This window comes from Saccharopolyspora sp. 6M, assembly GCF_020176775.1.
In the GTDB taxonomy this organism is placed as follows: domain Bacteria; phylum Actinomycetota; class Actinomycetes; order Mycobacteriales; family Pseudonocardiaceae; genus Saccharopolyspora_C; species Saccharopolyspora_C gregorii.
Map to the genome: position 1 here is coordinate 24,328 of NZ_JAIUJZ010000013.1, position 14,906 is coordinate 39,233.

The following is a 14,906-nucleotide window of genomic DNA, read 5'->3' on the forward strand; positions in this document are numbered from 1 at the left end:
GGGACGGCCACCGGGGGACGTCAGACTGCGGCGTGCGGGGTGGCGCGGCCCTGGATCGCGGCGACGCACTCGTCGAGCCTGCGCCGCGCGGTGTCGGCGAGGAACGGCCGCCGGTCGGGCTGGTCGAGCAGCACGGCGTCCTTCCAGAACGCGCGGCCGGCGATGAAGCCGGAGGCACCGCCTTCGTCGCAGGAGATCCGCAGCACGTCCTTGAACTCGTCGAAGCCGACCCCCGCCGAGAGCACGACCCACGGCACGCTGACGGCCTCGGCGATCCGGCGGCAGGCTTCGGCCGAGCCGGGGTACTCCAGCTTGAGCAGGTCGGGCTTGAGCTCGTCGAGGGCGCGGGCGGATTCGATGATCGCGTCGGCGCGCGCGTCCGGGGTCAGTTCGCCTTCCCCGGGCAGCGGATATATGAGGTTCTCGACCACCGAGGGCACGCCCGCGGTGCGGCAGTCCGCCACGACCTCGGCGGCGGCGGCCAGTGCCTCCGCGGAGACGTCGCGGCCGCCGAGCTCGGGGTCCCGGTCGGCGCGCAGCTGCACGAAGAACTTCACCGCGTGCCCGCCCATGTCACGCACCCAGCGGGCGTCCTGCGCGGGTTCGCGCCGGGTGAGCGGTTCGTCGCCGAACTTGCCGCGATCGGACGGTTCGGCGGCGACCGCGAGTCCGGCGCCGGGGGCGAGGTTGCCGTCGGCGATGGCGGCCGGGACGCCGAAGTCGGGGTCGACGAGCAGCCCGCTGGCGCTGGGCGAGAGGCCGCCGATGACGTCGCCCTTGAACGCGCGCAGCAGGTCGTCGTCGATGGGCTGGCCCGCCGCGGTGAACATGCGGCGCAGGGTGTTGCGCTGGTCGAGGGCGACGATGGCGAAGGTGCCGTCGGACTGGGCGATGTCGGCGAGTGCCGCGGTCATAGTTCTGCTCCGATGGGGTCGAGGGTGTGCTCGGTGAACCGACGCGCGATGTCCACTGCGGACAGCGCGGTATCGCCGTCGCCGTGCGCGGCGGCGCGGGCGGCGAAGATGGCGGCGCCGTAGGCGCTGGGCTGGTCGATCCGCGCGTAGCGGACCGCCGGGAGGCTGCGTTCCTTCACCGCGCGGAAGCTGCCCATCCGGGTCCAGCCGCCGGCGGCGGTGACGTGTTCGTGCGGTCCGGCTTCGGCGGCCATCAGCGCGATGACCGCGTCGGTCTCGGCCATGGCGTGGGCGAGGGCGGCGGACCAGACGTCCAGCGGGGTGGCGTCGTCCCCGCCGAGGCGCACGTCGACGTGCTCGCTGCGGGCGTGCGCGCCGGAGATCCGCACCGAACCGGGTTCGGGGCCGCGGGCGAGCCAGTCGCGGTCGAGTTCGGCCCTGGCGGGTTGGTCCTTGCGGCCCAGCAGCGCGAGGACCTGGTCGAGCAGCAGCCCGCCCCGGGTGCCGCCGAGCAGCAGGCGGCGGCCGGGCAGCACGTGCAGGCCCTGCGCGACGCCCTGCGCGGTGAGCCGCCGCCGCTGCTCGTGGCGCAGCGGCGCGGAGGCCACCCGCAGCAGCGCCTCGGAGGTGCCGCAGGAGTCGAACAGGTGCTCGCCGTGCCACACGCCGCTGGCGACCGAGGCGACCGGGTGGTCGTGCCCGGCGACGGTGAGCACCGCGCCGCGCACCGCGTCCGGCACGCCGGGGTGATCGACGGTGCCGATCGGCGTTCCGGCGGTGGTGAGCGGCGGCAGCACCGCGGCGGGCAGCGCCAGGTGTTCCAGCGCCGGGTCCCACGGCCGCTCGGTCGCCTGGTCCAGCAGGCCGGTGCGGGAGGCCAGCGACGGCTCGGTGACGGGTCGCCCGCCGAGCGCGTGCGCGACGAATTCGGGGACGTTGAGCCAGGTTCCGGCCCGCTGCGGCGGAAGTCCGCGCCCGACGAGCCAGCCGAGCTTCGCGAACGAGCACAGCGGGCTCAGCGGCAGCCCGGTGTGCGCGCTGAACTCGCGGGCCAGGTCCGCGGGCAGCGCGGCGAGTTCGGCGCCGCCGCGCTGGTCGAACCAGGCGATCACCGGGTGCATCGGCTCGCCGCCGCGGTCGAGCAGCACCCCGGACTCGGCCATCCCGGTGATCGCGGCGGAGACGACGCGCAGCGCTCCGGCGGAGCGCTCGGCCACCTGCACCGCGTCGGTCATCGCGGACAGCACCCGGTCCAGCAGCAGGCCGGCGGGCAGTTCGCTGTGCCCGTCCGCGGTGCGGTGCCACTGCGTCGGGGTGCGCCGGAGACTCAGCACGACGCCGGCCCGATCGGCGACCAGCACCTTGATCTCGGTGCTGCCCACGTCGATGCCGACGACCGCTTCGGTCGCTGCGAAGTCCACCTCGGCACGCTCCTTCTGCCGCTGAGCGCCGGCCTCGTCGCCGGCTGGGGACACGAAACCGCCTCGTTGTCATCGATGTCAACGCTTTCTCGATTCACCTTGGACATCGATGTCAGCCACGGGAAAGCGAGATCCGGAGGGTGAAAACGTTTTCTTGACGCCACGCGAATCCGGCAAGATCCTCCGAAGGTGATCAATCGGGCACGCCCCTCCCGGGTGCCCGCGACCCCGATCCGCTCCGAGAAAGGCGTGGTTCATGACCGCAACGCCTCCCCCGACGCACCGCGGCCGCCGGACGCTGATCGCCCTGGCGGCGATGCTCGGCCTGCTGGCGGGCGGGTCACCGGTGGCCCGAGCCGCGGACGACTCCTTCCAGCGCGGACCCGACCCGACCGACGAGAGCCTGGCGGCGCCGCTGGGCCCGTTCGACATCGCGCGGGACGTGGTGCCGCGCGGCGCCGTCGACGGCTTCGGCGGCGGCACGATCTACTACCCGACCGACACCTCCAAAGGCACCTTCGGCGCCGTGGCCGTCTCCCCCGGCTACACCGGCGACCAGTCCTCGATGGCCTGGTACGGGCCGCGGCTTGCCTCGCAGGGCTTCGTGGTGTTCACCATCGACACCCTCACGCCCACCGACCAGCCGGATTCGCGCGGGCGCCAGCTGCTCGCCGCGCTCGACCACCTGACCGCGGACTCGGCCGTGCGGGGCCGCGCGGACGCCGACCGCCTCGGCGTCGTCGGCCACTCGATGGGCGGCGGCGGCTCGCTGGAGGCCGTCGTCGCCGACCCGGACCTGCGGGCCGCGATCCCGCTCACCCCGTGGCACACCAGGAAGGACTGGTCCGGCGTGCGGACCCCGACGCTGATCATCGGCGCGGAGCGGGACTCGGTGGCGCCGGTCCGCTCGCACGCGGAACCGTTCTACGAGAGCCTGCCCGGTGAACCGGACAAGGCCTACCTCGAACTGGCCGGGGCCGGGCACCTCGCGCCGAACACCGCGAACACCGCGAACACCACGATCGCGAAGACGGGCATCGCCTGGCTCAAGCGCTTCCTCGACGAGGACACGCGCTACGAGCGGTTCCTCTGCCCGCCACCGAGCGGACCGGAGATCGCCGAGTACCGGGACACCTGCCCGATCGGCTAGCGCGGCGACGATCGCCGCCGCCCCGAACGGTGCGGCGGCGATGATCGCTCCACAGTGGACCGCCGGCGGTCCGGGCGGCGGGGGGGCCGCGCCGGTAGGTTGGCGGGGGCCGCACCGACCGACGGAACAGGGAGGACCCGCATGTCCACGCCACCGCTCCCCGACGACACGATCGCCTTGCTGCGCAAGCCGAACCCGTCGACGATCACCACCCTGCGCTCCGACGGGCAGCCCGTCTCCGCCGCCACCTGGTACCTGTGGGACGACGGCGTGGTGCTGGTGAACATGGACGAGGGGCGCAAACGGCTCGGCCACCTCCGCCGGGACCCGCGGGTCTCGCTGACGGTGCTCGACGCCGCGGACTGGTACACGCACGTCACCCTGATCGGCCGGGTCACCGAGCTGCGCGACGACCCCGGTCTGGTGGACATCGACCGGCTCGCCCAGCACTACCTCGGCAGCCCCTACCCCGACCGGGAGCGCTCCCGGGTCACCGCCGTGGTCGAGATCGACCGCTGGCACGGCTGGGGCAGCCAGAAGGACAACACCCAGGCCGGGTGACGCCTCCGCTCCCGATGCTCGGGATTCGGGTGGCGGAACCTCACCGCCCGCCTTCCCACTCGTGTCGCTGGTGGTCGGGTGGCGGAACCCTCAGCGGTTGTCGCCGCCGGCAGGACGAACGACACGACGCCGGGCAGGTTCCCGGACCGGCTGCGAGGTTCCGCCGCCCCGGCAGGGCAGCACGGGCGGCGGAGGCCGGGAGCGACCGCTCAGGCCCGCCGCGTGGAGATCTCCCCGTAGTCCAGCCCGCCGTGGGTGAAGGTGGGCACCACCGGCCACTGCCGCTTCCAGTCGGCGCACTCCGAGGACGGGACGATCTGCAGCCAGCGCGCGTCGCGGGACGACCGGGAGGCCATGGTCTTCTCCTTGACCATCGAGTCGTACTGGTCCAACGAGTCCTCCAGCGTGTTGGCGTTGAGCACCACTTCCCGGTTGAAGAACCGGGCCTGCTGCTTCACCCCCGGGATCTTGGAGAGCTCGGGCTGCCAGCTGTCGGCGGCCATCCCGTTCTCGGAGGACACCCATACCCCGTCGGGCGTGTTGACCACCAGCGAGTGGTTGCCGTCGGTGTGCCCGGGCGTCCACAGCAGGCTGACGCCGACGCCGAGCTCCACGTCGCCGTCGAGCACTTCGAGGCGTTCGGCGGGCACGCCGTCCATGGCGCCGTCGACGTACCACGCCCACTGCATGGGGTGCGGGGATTCGAGGGTGGCGAGTTCCTTGCGGTGCACCAGCAGCTTCGCGCCGGGGAACAGCGGCGCGCGGGGCTCCCGCTCACCGGGGATGACCCGCTCGCTGCCCATGATCATGCGCACGTCCTGGACGTGCAGGTGGTCGAAGCTGACGTAGTCCACGTCGGAGTTGCGCAGCCCCAGCCGCGGCAGCACCTCGTCGGGGTCGTTGTAGTACTTGGCGAAGACCTTGTCGGCGAGGAAGTCGCCCGCGAGCCGCTGCAACTTCGCGTAGAACGGCGCCTCGGCCGAGCCGGCCGCCACCGTCGGCTCCCACACCAGGGTCTTGAGCTCCCCGTCGAAGCCCTCGAACTGGATCACGAACATCCGGTTGATGATGGAGATCATCGGGTTGAGGGACAGGTTGTAGCCCTGGAACGCGTACCGCGACGGGTACGGGGCGGCGGCGATGTCGATGCTGCGGATCGCCCGGATCGTGCCCTGGGCGAGGAAGCGATCCCGGTAACGGGCGGCCGCCTCGCGCACCGCTTCCAGGCGGTCGCCGCGGGGCCAGACGTCGTGCACCCCCTCGAACTCGGGGATCGGGCGGACGGTGGGCGTGGCGGTCGCCGTCATCGGGTCTCCTCGTCGGTTCCGGTGAGCGCGCGGTCCTCGTACGCGCTGCGGGTGGTGCCGCCGGCGACCGCGGCGACCTGGTTCGGCACCAGGACGCGTTGCAGCCGGTAGCGGGCGGGGTCGGGCAGGACGCGGGCGAGCCAGGTCGCGAAGCCCAGCCGGCGGGGCACGCTGAGCTCGAACCGGGGCCGCCGGACGATGCGGAGCACGGCCCGGCCGACTTCGGCGGGAGCGAGCCTGCGCACCGGGCCGGTGGCGGTGCCCGCGGCGAGTTCGGTGTCGACGACGCCGGGCAGCACGAGCGAGAGGCGCACGCCGGTGCCGTGCAGCTCGGCGCGCACCGCGTCCAGGTAGCCGTGCACGGCGTGCTTGGTCGCGGCGTAGGTCGCTTCGCCCGGTGGCGCGAACTTGGAGGCGCCGGAGGCGATGGTGACGATCTGGCCGCGCCCGCGCTCGCGCATCCGCGGGGCGGCGAGCCGGACGCCGCGGATGACGCCGTGCACGTTCACCTCCAGCTGGCGGCGCACGGCGCTCTCCGGTTCCTCGTCGAAGGGGCCGACCCACATCACGCCCGCGTTGTTCACGAGCACATCGATCGGCCCCCACCGGTCGGCGACCGCGTCCAGGAAGGCCGCGAACGAGCCGGTGTCGGTGACGTCGGCGGGGAACGCGGCGAGTTCGCCGGGCAGTTCGGCGGCGGTGCGTTCGGCGGCCGCCAGGTCGCGGTCCCCGATGGCGACGCGGGCGCCGGCCGCGGCCAGCGTCCGCGCGATCTCGCGCCCGATGCCGCGGGCGCCGCCGGTGACCGCGATGATCATCCCGGCCGGTGTCCTCCGCACGTCCTCACCTCGCAGTCCGATCTGACACGACGTCGTGTCAGATCGATAAGGTAGCGGACGTCCTCCTCGCCGCGAAAGGGGCGCGATGGCGAACCAGCCGAACCCGGGCGGCCGCCGCTACGCCGGTCTCGACCCGGCCGAGCGCGCGCGGCAGCGGCGCGCCGCCCTGCTCGACGCCGCCCAGGAGCTGTTCGGCGACCGCGGCTACCAGGCGACCTCGGTCAAGCAGCTGTGCGCGCACGCCGGGCTCACCGAGCGGTACTTCTACGAGTCCTTCCGCGACCGGGAGGCCGCGCTCACCGCCGTGTACGACAAGCTCGTCGACGGGCTGCGCGGCACGACGCTGGCCGCGGTGGCCGGGCACGAGGGCTCCGCCGACATGGTGCCGCGCGGGCTGGACGCCTTCGTCGGGTTCCTGGTGGCCGACCAGCGACGCGCGCGGATCGTGCTGGTGGAAGTGGTCGGGGTGTCGGCGGCGCTGGAGGCGCGGCGGCACGCGGTGCTCACCGAGTTCGCCGAGCTGCTGGGCGAGAGGTGGCTGAGCGACGTCGAACCGGGCACGCAGCGGCGGCTGACGACGATCGCGCTCGTCGGCGCGGTCAACCACCTGCTGGTCGACTGGCTGCTGAGCGGGCGGACCCGGCGGCCGGAGGAACTGGTCCAGGCGTGCGCCGCGCTGTTCGCGGGAGCCAGGGATCGGCTCGTCGCGGACGGCTGATCGGTGCTTGCCACCACGGTATGTTGAAACGTTACACAGGCACGCGGGCGTCGGCCTGCACCCGACTGGACCAGTCCGCTGATCGAACAGGACGCGGCTGAACGCGTGCCGGGCGACTGATCGCGACGCTACGGCCGATCGACCGGCACCCGGACGGGCCTTGCCCCGGCTCCACACCTCCTCCTATCGTGCAGGCCATCGATTGAAACGTTTTACCACCGGGTGCCGCGTGCCCCGAACCTGCGCATCACCGCCGATGGACAGGAGGACCGATGGGGGTCCGATTCGGTAGCAAGACCACGACCGGCTGGCGCGCGACCATCGCCGTGGCCATGTCGAACTACATCGAAGCCGGTTCGATCATCGCGATCGCCACCAGCCTCGGGCTCTGGCAGGACCGGTTCGGGCTGGACGACCTGGCCGTCGGGCTGCTCGCCGCGCTCAGCGCGAACGCCTTCGGCGCCGCCGCCGGTGCCGCCATCGGCGGACCGCTGTGCGACCGCTACGGGCGGAAGTTCATCTACACCTACGACCTGCTGCTCTACATGCTCGGCGTGCTGATCGCGGTGTTCGCCACCTCGTTCGGGATGCTGCTGACCGCGTTCGTGCTCACTGGCATCGCCGTCGGCGCCGGGGTCACCGCCTCCTGGACCTACATCGCCGAGGAGGCGCCGCCCGACCGGCGGGCCGCGCACGTCGGCGCCGCGCAGCTCGCCTGGTCGATCGGGCCGACGCTCGGCTACCTGTTCGCCGTCGTCGTCGCCCCGCTCGGGCTGCTCGGCAGCCGGTTGATCTTCCTGCACCTGTTCGTCGTCGCCGCGGTCACCTGGTGGGTGCGGCGCGGCCTCGCCGAATCGACGGTGTGGCGCAACCGCACCGCCGAATCCGGGCAGGTCACCTTCGCCGGCAGCCTGCGCGGCCTGTTCACCCGGCGGACGAACCTGCTGGCGATGCTGTTCCTGTTCGGCGTGTACGCGCTCTGGAACGGGGTCGCCGGGCAGGCCGGGATCTTCCAGCCGCGGATGTACGAGGCCGTCGGGCTCACCTCCGCCACCGAGCAGTACCTGCTGCAGGTGCTGGTGTGGGGCTGCACCAGCGCGGCCACCTACTTCGGGTTCATGCTGCTCGCCGACCGGGTCAGCCGGCGGTGGTTGTACTGCGCGGGCGCCGCGCTGGGCGTGCTCGCCTGGGCCGCGCTGATCTACGCGCCCGCGGGCACCGCCACCCTGCTGTTCTTCGCCGTCGGCTGGGGCGTGTCCTCCGGCATCGGGGCGCAGGCGTTCTACGGGCTCTGGGCCAGCGAGCTGTTCGCGACCCGCTACCGGGCCAGCGCGCAGGGCGTGCTGTTCCTCGCCGCCCGCGTGCTGGTCGGACTGCTCAGCGTCGGATTCCCCGCGCTGCTCACCCAGATCGGGCTGCGCGGGCTCGGCACCCTCATCCTCGGGCTGCTGCTCGGCTCGCTGCTGATCGGCACCGTCTGGGCGCCGCGCACCCAGGGCAAGAGCCTGGAGCAGATCGAGCGGGAGCGGTACGGCTCCGGGACCACCGGCGGGGCGGTGGTGGCGCCGTGACCCGCGTCTGCTTCCAGCTGCAGGTCGACCCGGACCGGATCGACGAGTACCTGCGCAGGCACGCCGCGGTGTGGCCGGAGATGCTGCGCGAACTGGCGGCCTCCGGGCGGCGGAACTACTCGCTGTTCCTGCGGCCCGACGGGCTGCTGATCGGCTACTACGAGACCGACTCGGTCGCCGACTCCGACGCCCACCTCGCCGCCTCCCCCGTCGCCGCCCGCTGGGAGCGGTACATGGCCGACCTGTTCGTCGGCGACGGCGGTCGCGCGGACCAGAACGCCACCGCGCTGCCCGAGGTCTTCCACCTGGCGGACCAGCTCGCACAGCACGAAGGAGCACAGCAATGACCACCACGTTCCAGGCGATCGTCCCCACCCTGGAGCGGCAGGCGATCGAACTGCCGAGCTGGGCCTTCGGCAACTCCGGAACCCGGTTCAAGGTGTTCGGCACCCCCGGTACGCCGCGCACCCCGCAGGAGAAGATCGCCGACGCCGCCAAGGTGCACGAGCTCACCGGCCTCGCCCCCGCCGTCGCGCTGCACGTCCCGTGGGACGCGGTGGACGACTTCGCCGCGCTCGGCGCGCACGCGGACGGGCTCGGGGTGCGGCTGGGCACGATCAACTCGAACACGTTCCAGGACGCCGACTACAAGTTCGGCAGCCTCACCCACGTCGACGCCGCGGTGCGGCGCAAGGCGATCGACCACCACCTGCGCTGCATCGAGATCATGCACGAGACCGGGTCCACCGACCTGAAGATCTGGCTCGCCGACGGCACCAACTATCCGGGACAGGGTTCGCTGCGGTCCCGGCAGGACCGGCTCGCCGACTCGCTCGCCGAGATCTACGCGGCGCTCGGCGAGCACCAGCGGCTCGTGCTGGAGTACAAGTTCTTCGAACCGGCCTTCTACCACACCGACGTCCCCGACTGGGGAACCTCGTTCGTGCAGGTCAGCGCGCTCGGCGAGCGGGCCTTCACCTGCCTGGACACCGGGCACCACGCGCCGGGCACCAACATCGAGTTCATCGTGATGCAGCTGCTGCGGCTGGGGAAGCTCGGGTCGTTCGACTTCAACTCGCGGTTCTACGCCGACGACGACCTCATCGTCGGTGCCGCCGACCCGTTCCAGCTGTTCCGGATCCTGCACGAGGTGATCGCCGGTGGCGGGCTGGACGAGGGCTCGCCGGTGCGGTTCATGCTCGACCAGTGCCACAACGTGGAGGAGAAGATCCCCGGCCAGATCCGCTCGGTGCTCAACGTGCAGGAGATGACGGCCCGCGCGCTGCTGGTGGACCGCGCGGCGCTGGCGACGGCGCAGCAGGAGCACGACGTGCTCGGCGCCAACGACGTGCTGATGGACGCCTTCCACACCGATGTCCGGCCCGCGCTGGCCGAGTGGCGCGCCGCCCGCGGGCTGCCCGCCGACCCGCTGCGCGCCTACGCCGAATCCGGCCACCAGCGGCTGCTCGCCGAACAGCGCACCGGCGGCGCGCAGGCCGGGTGGGGCGCCTGATGCCCGCCCGAGGAGAGGAGACCATGCCGAACCGCACCGTCCACGACCTGATCGCGCGCAGCAACCGGCTGGGCGCCGACCCGCGCAACACCAACTACGCCGGCGGCAACACCTCCGCCAAGGGCCGCGACGTCGACCCCGTCACCGGGCAGGAGGTGGACCTGATGTGGGTGAAGGGCTCCGGCGGCGACCTGGGCACCCTCACCGAGCAGGGGCTGGCGGTGCTGCGGCTCGACCGGCTGCGCGCGCTGTCCGCGGTCTACCCCGGACCGGACCGGGAGGACGAGATGGTCGCCGCGTTCGACCACGTGCTGCACGGCAGGGGCGGTGCCGCGCCGTCCATCGACACCGCGATGCACGGCCTCGTCGACGCCTGCCACGTGGACCACCTGCACCCGGACAGCGGCATCGCGATCGCCACCGCCGCCGACGGGCCGCGGCTGACCGAGGAGATCTTCGGCGACCGGGTGGTGTGGGTGCCGTGGCGGCGGCCCGGCTGGCAGCTCGGCGAGGACATCGCCGAGATCCGGCGCACCCACCCGCGGGCCGTCGGCACCGTCCTCGGCGGGCACGGCATCACCGCGTGGGGCGGCACCGCCGAGGAGTGCGAGCGGAACTCGCGGTGGATCATCGACACCGCCGCCGAGCACATCGCCGAGCACGGCAGGCCCGAGCCGTTCGGCGCGGTCCTCGACGGGTACGCACCGCTGCCCGCCGCGGAGCGCCGGGCCAGGGCAGCGGCGCTCGCCCCCGTGCTGCGCGGGCTGGTCAGCACCGACCGGCGGCAGGTGGGTCGCTTCACCGACGGGCCCGAGGTGCTGGAATTCCTGTCCCGCGCGGAACATCCGCGGCTGGCGGCGCTCGGCACCAGCTGCCCGGACCACTTCCTGCGCACCAAGGTCGCGCCGCTGGTGCTGGACCTGCCCGCGACCGCGACCGTCGAGGAATCGGTGGCGCGGCTGCGGGAGCTGCACGAGCGGTACCGCGCGGACTACGCGGCCTACTACCGGCGGCACGCCACCCCGGACTCACCGCCGATGCGCGGTGCCGATCCGGCGATCGTGCTCGTGCCCGGCGTGGGCATGTTCAGCTACGGCGCCGACGCGCAGACCGCCCGGGTGGCGGGCGAGTTCTACGTGAACGCGATCAACGTGATGCGCGGGGCGGAGGCGCTGTCCACCTACTCCCCCATCGAGGAGGCGGAGAAGTTCCGCATCGAGTACTGGGAGCTGGAGGAGGCGAAGCTGCGGCGGCGGCCCGCGCCGAAACCGCTCGCCACGAAGGTCGCGCTGGTCACCGGGGCGGCCTCCGGCATCGGCAAGGCCACCGCCGCCCGCCTCGCCCGCGACGGCGCCACCGTGGTGCTCGCCGACCTCGACGCCGCGAAGGCCCGGGAGGCCGCGGCCGAACTCGGGTCCGCCGACGTGGCGATCGGCGTCGGCGCCGACGTCACCGACGAGGACGCGGTGCGCGCCGCCGTGGACGCGGCGGTGCTCGCGTACGGCGGGCTCGACGTGGTGGTCAACAACGCCGGCCTGTCGCTGTCGAAACCGCTGCTGGAGACCACCGCCGCCGACTGGGACCTGCAGCACGACGTGATGGCGAAGGGCTCGTTCCTGGTCAGCAAGGCGGCCGCGCGGGTGCTGATCGACCAGGGGCTCGGCGGCGACGTCGTGTACGTCGTGTCGAAGAACGGGGTGTTCGCCGGGCCGAACAACATCGCCTACTCGGCGACCAAGGCGGACCAGGCGCACCAGGTGCGGCTGCTGGCGGCCGAGCTCGGCGGGCACGGTGTCCGCGTCAACGGCGTCAACCCGGACGGTGTGGTGCGCGGCAGCGGGATCTTCGCCGGTGGCTGGGGCGCGCAGCGGGCCCAGGTGTACGGCGTCGCCGAGGAGGACCTGGGCGAGTTCTACGCCCAGCGCACCCTGCTCAAGCGCGAGGTGCTGCCCGAGCACGTGGCGAACGCGGTGTTCGCGCTGCTCGGTGGCGACCTCAGCCACACCACCGGGCTGCACGTGCCGGTGGACGCCGGGGTCGCCGCGGCGTTCCTGCGATGAGCGGCACCGTCGCCGCCGTCGACCTCGGCGCCACCAGCGGGCGGGTCGTGCTCGGGCACGCCGGGCCGGGCGAGCTGCGGATGCGCGAGCTCGCCCGGTTCCCGAACGGGCCGGTGCGGGTGCGCGGGTCGCTGCACTGGAACGTGCTGGAGCTGCACCGGCAGGTGTGCGCGGCCCTGGAGCTGGCGGCGCGCGAAGCGGATCCGGTGAGCGTCGGCATCGACTCGTGGGCGGTGGACTACGCGCTGCTGCGCGGCGGCCGGATGCTCGGGACGCCGCACCACTACCGGGACGAGCGCACCAAAGCCGCCGTGGCCGACGTGCACTCGGTGATCGGGCCGGCGGAGCTGTACGAGGTCAACGGGTTGCAGCACCTGCCGTTCAACACGATCTTCCAGCTGGCCGCGGACCGGCGCAGCGGGCTGCTGGCGGCGGCCGAGCGGATGCTGCTGCTGCCGGACCTGCTGGCGTACTGGCTGACCGGCGAGCAGGTCGCCGAACGCACCAACGCCTCCACCACGGGGCTGCTGGACGTGCGCACCGCCGAGTGGTCGGAGTCGCTGGCGGCGCGCCTCGGCCACGACCGCGGGCTGCTGCCGCCGCTGGTGTCGCCGGGTGAGCGGATCGGTGCGCTCGACACCGGCGTGCCGGTCACCGCGGTCGGGTCGCACGACACCGCCTCCGCGGTGGTCGCGGTGCCCGCCCGGGACGAGTCGTTCGCCTACATCTCCTGCGGGACGTGGTCGCTGGTCGGCGTCGAGCTGGAGCGCCCGCTGCTGTCGGAGGCGGGCCGGGCCGCGAACTTCACCAACGAGCTCGGCGTCGACGGGCGCATCCGGTACCTGCACAACGTGATGGGCCTGTGGCTGCTGACCGAGTGCGTCGCCGAGTGGGAACGCACCGGACCGCCGGTCGACCTGCCCGCGCTGCTGGCGGCGGCCGCCGAGGTGCCGGCCGGGTCGGTCGCCGAGTTCGACGCAGACGACCCGCGGTTCCTCGCGCCCGGCGACATGCCCGCGCGCATCACCGCGTGGCTGACCGAGCACGACCGGCCGGTTCCCCGCGACCGCGCCGAGTTCACCCGGTGCATCCTGGAGAGCCTCGCGTCCGCGTACGCGGAATCCGTGGCGCGGCTGGAGATCCTCACCGGACGCGCGCTGTCCGCGGTGCACGTCGTCGGCGGCGGGGCGCGGAACGAGCTGCTGTGCCGGTTGACCGCCGAACGCACCGGCCGGCCGGTCGTCGCCGGGCCGGTCGAGGCCACCGCCCTCGGCAACGTCCTCGTGCAGGCCCGCGCCGCCGGGCTGCTGACCGGTGGCCTGGAATCGCTCCGGGCGCTGGTCCGGTCGACCGCGGAACCCCGCACCTACCGGCCCGGTGAGGTCAGAGCGCGCTGATCCGCGTCCCGTCCACTTCGGGCAGCGCGTCGATGACGCTGCGCAGGTGCTCGCGCATCGCCTGCTCGGCCGCCACCGGGTCGCCCGCGCAGATGGCGTCGACGATCGCCAGGTGCTGCGGCAGCGACACGCCGGGGCGGCCGGGGTGCAGCGCGAGGCGGAACTGGTGGCGCACGTTCTGCCCGCGCAGCCTGCTGAGCACCTCGTGCGCCGTGCGCTGCCCGCTGACGCGCAGGACCAGGGAGTGCAGCCGCTTGTTCAGCTCCGAGTAACCCCACACGTCGCCGCCGGCGACCGCGGCCCGCATCTGGTCGGCGATCTCGCGCAGCTCGGCCTTGTCGTCGTCGGTGGCGCGTTCGGCGGCGCGTGCCGCGCACAGGCCTTCGACGACCATCCGCACCTCGGTGATCTCGATGGCCTCGTCGAGCGGCACGGCGCGCACCCGGGCGCCGCGGTTCTGCACGCGTTCCACGAGGCCTTCGGTGGCCAGCTGCACCAGCGCGTTGCGGACCGCGCCGCGACCCGCGTCGAACTGCTCGGAGAGCTCGGCCTCCACCAGGCGCTGGTTGGGCGCGAAGTCGCCGCGGGTGATCGCGTCCCGGATCTCGTCGACCACCGCCGACCGCCCGGAGTCGCGCTTCGCTGTCGTCACTGGCCTACCCCGTACCGATGATTGCGAACAATTTTGTCCACCGAGTCTAACCGCCGGCCTCGGAGCGCTGCCGCGAGGAGCGCGGACCGCGGAACCGGATGGTCAGACTCGCCAGCGCCATCATCGCCGCGCCGAACAGGCCGGTGACCGCGAACGCGGTGAAACCGAGGTCGGCGCGGCCCGCGGCGAGCAGCGCACCGCCGAGCCACGGCCCGAAGACCGCGCCGAAGCGCCCCATCCCGGCCACCCAGCCCAGCGCGGTGTCCCGGTCGCCCGCGTCGTGGTGGGTGCCGACGGCCGCGTAGACCATGCTCTGCCCGCTGAACAGCAGGAGCCCGGCGAAGAACACCACGACGTAGAGCACCGCCACCGGCAGGTGCACGCCCAGCAGGTGCACGAACACCGCGGTCAGCGCGAACCAGGCGACCACGATCCGCCGTGCCCCGACCAGGTCGGCGAGCCGGCCGGCCACGACCATGCCGCCGATGCCGCCGACGTTGAGCGCGGTGGAGAACAGCAGCGCGTCACCGGTCTCGTAGCCGAGGTCACCCATGATCTTCGGCAGCCACTGCCCCACCCCGTACACCAGCATCAGCCCGGCGAAGGAGGTGAGCCAGAACAGCAGCGTCACCGGCCACCGCCCGCCGCGGAACAGCGCCCGCAGGCCCGCCCAGCGGTGCGGGGGGGGCGGGGGGGGGGGGGGGGGGGGGGGGGGGGGGGGGGGGGGGGGGGGGGGCGCGGCGGCGGGGGGGGGGGCGGGCCCCCCCGCGGGCGGGGGGCCCGCCCCGGGGGGGGCGGGGGGG

General features: G+C 73.4%; 14 protein-coding genes. 8 read left to right on the forward strand and 6 right to left on the reverse strand.

The features are described 5' to 3' along the window. Positions 1–20: 20 nt before the first annotated feature. Together LCD31_RS02270 and LCD31_RS02275 are read right to left on the reverse strand one after the other, a co-directional pair. Complete coding sequence (locus LCD31_RS02270; RefSeq protein ID WP_224955731.1) at positions 21–914, reverse strand: hypothetical protein; 894 nt, start codon at positions 912–914, stop codon at positions 21–23. Next, the gene (locus LCD31_RS02275; protein WP_224955732.1) at positions 911–2,335 is read right to left on the reverse strand and encodes an FGGY family carbohydrate kinase; all 1,425 of its coding nucleotides are present in this window, start codon (positions 2,333–2,335) and stop codon (positions 911–913) included. The genes LCD31_RS02270 and LCD31_RS02275 overlap by 4 nt, the downstream gene beginning before the upstream one ends. Positions 2,336–2,591: 256 nt before the next feature. Here LCD31_RS02275 and LCD31_RS02280 point away from each other — a divergent pair, with 256 nt between their 5' ends. Further along, a complete protein-coding gene (locus tag LCD31_RS02280) occupies positions 2,592–3,485 on the forward strand; it encodes an alpha/beta hydrolase (RefSeq protein ID WP_224955733.1) in 894 nt (297 codons plus the stop codon). Positions 3,486–3,626: 141 nt separating this feature from the next. Then, the gene (locus LCD31_RS02285) at positions 3,627–4,046 is read left to right on the forward strand and encodes a PPOX class F420-dependent oxidoreductase (RefSeq protein ID WP_224955734.1); all 420 of its coding nucleotides are present in this window, start codon (positions 3,627–3,629) and stop codon (positions 4,044–4,046) included. A gap of 209 nt (positions 4,047–4,255) precedes the next feature. Here the strand turns inward: LCD31_RS02285 and LCD31_RS02290 are convergent, their stop codons facing one another. Continuing rightward, positions 4,256–5,353 (reverse strand): hypothetical protein, encoded by a 1,098-nt coding sequence (locus tag LCD31_RS02290; protein ID WP_224955735.1) that lies wholly within the window; start codon positions 5,351–5,353, stop codon positions 4,256–4,258. Beyond that, positions 5,350–6,192, reverse strand: a complete 843-nt coding sequence (locus tag LCD31_RS02295; protein WP_224955736.1) for an SDR family oxidoreductase — start codon at positions 6,190–6,192, stop codon at positions 5,350–5,352. The genes LCD31_RS02290 and LCD31_RS02295 overlap by 4 nt, the downstream gene beginning before the upstream one ends. Before the next feature lie 85 nt (positions 6,193–6,277). Here LCD31_RS02295 and LCD31_RS02300 point away from each other — a divergent pair, with 85 nt between their 5' ends. The 6 genes from LCD31_RS02300 to LCD31_RS02325 all read left to right on the forward strand — a co-directional run bounded on the left by LCD31_RS02300 (position 6,278) and on the right by LCD31_RS02325 (position 13,451). Next, positions 6,278–6,910: a TetR/AcrR family transcriptional regulator gene (locus tag LCD31_RS02300; RefSeq protein ID WP_224955737.1), complete on the forward strand. Its 633-nt coding sequence runs from the start codon at positions 6,278–6,280 to the stop codon at positions 6,908–6,910. Positions 6,911–7,182: 272 nt separating this feature from the next. Further along, on the forward strand, positions 7,183–8,481 hold the full coding sequence (locus LCD31_RS02305; protein WP_224955738.1) for an MFS transporter: 1,299 nt from the start codon (positions 7,183–7,185) through the stop codon (positions 8,479–8,481). After that, a complete protein-coding gene (locus LCD31_RS02310; protein ID WP_224955739.1) occupies positions 8,478–8,828 on the forward strand; it encodes an L-rhamnose mutarotase in 351 nt (116 codons plus the stop codon). The genes LCD31_RS02305 and LCD31_RS02310 overlap by 4 nt, the downstream gene beginning before the upstream one ends. Further along, a complete protein-coding gene (rhaI, locus tag LCD31_RS02315) occupies positions 8,825–9,994 on the forward strand; it encodes an L-rhamnose isomerase (RefSeq protein WP_224955740.1) in 1,170 nt (389 codons plus the stop codon). The genes LCD31_RS02310 and rhaI overlap by 4 nt, the downstream gene beginning before the upstream one ends. A 23-nt stretch (positions 9,995–10,017) precedes the next feature. Beyond that, the gene (locus LCD31_RS02320; RefSeq protein ID WP_224955741.1) at positions 10,018–12,054 is read left to right on the forward strand and encodes a bifunctional aldolase/short-chain dehydrogenase; all 2,037 of its coding nucleotides are present in this window, start codon (positions 10,018–10,020) and stop codon (positions 12,052–12,054) included. After that, positions 12,051–13,451, forward strand: coding sequence for a rhamnulokinase family protein (locus tag LCD31_RS02325; protein WP_224955742.1), 1,401 nt, complete (start codon positions 12,051–12,053; stop codon positions 13,449–13,451). Before LCD31_RS02320 ends, LCD31_RS02325 begins: the two co-directional genes overlap by 4 nt. On the opposite strand, the gene LCD31_RS02330 is transcribed toward LCD31_RS02325, so the two are convergent. Both LCD31_RS02330 and LCD31_RS02335 read right to left on the reverse strand, forming a co-directional pair. Then, positions 13,438–14,103: a GntR family transcriptional regulator gene (locus tag LCD31_RS02330; protein ID WP_224955743.1), complete on the reverse strand. Its 666-nt coding sequence runs from the start codon at positions 14,101–14,103 to the stop codon at positions 13,438–13,440. The genes LCD31_RS02325 and LCD31_RS02330 overlap by 14 nt on opposite strands. 46 nt (positions 14,104–14,149) lie before the next feature. Further along, on the reverse strand, positions 14,150–14,734 hold the full coding sequence (locus tag LCD31_RS02335; protein ID WP_224955744.1) for an MFS transporter: 585 nt from the start codon (positions 14,732–14,734) through the stop codon (positions 14,150–14,152). Positions 14,735–14,906 lie beyond the last annotated feature (172 nt).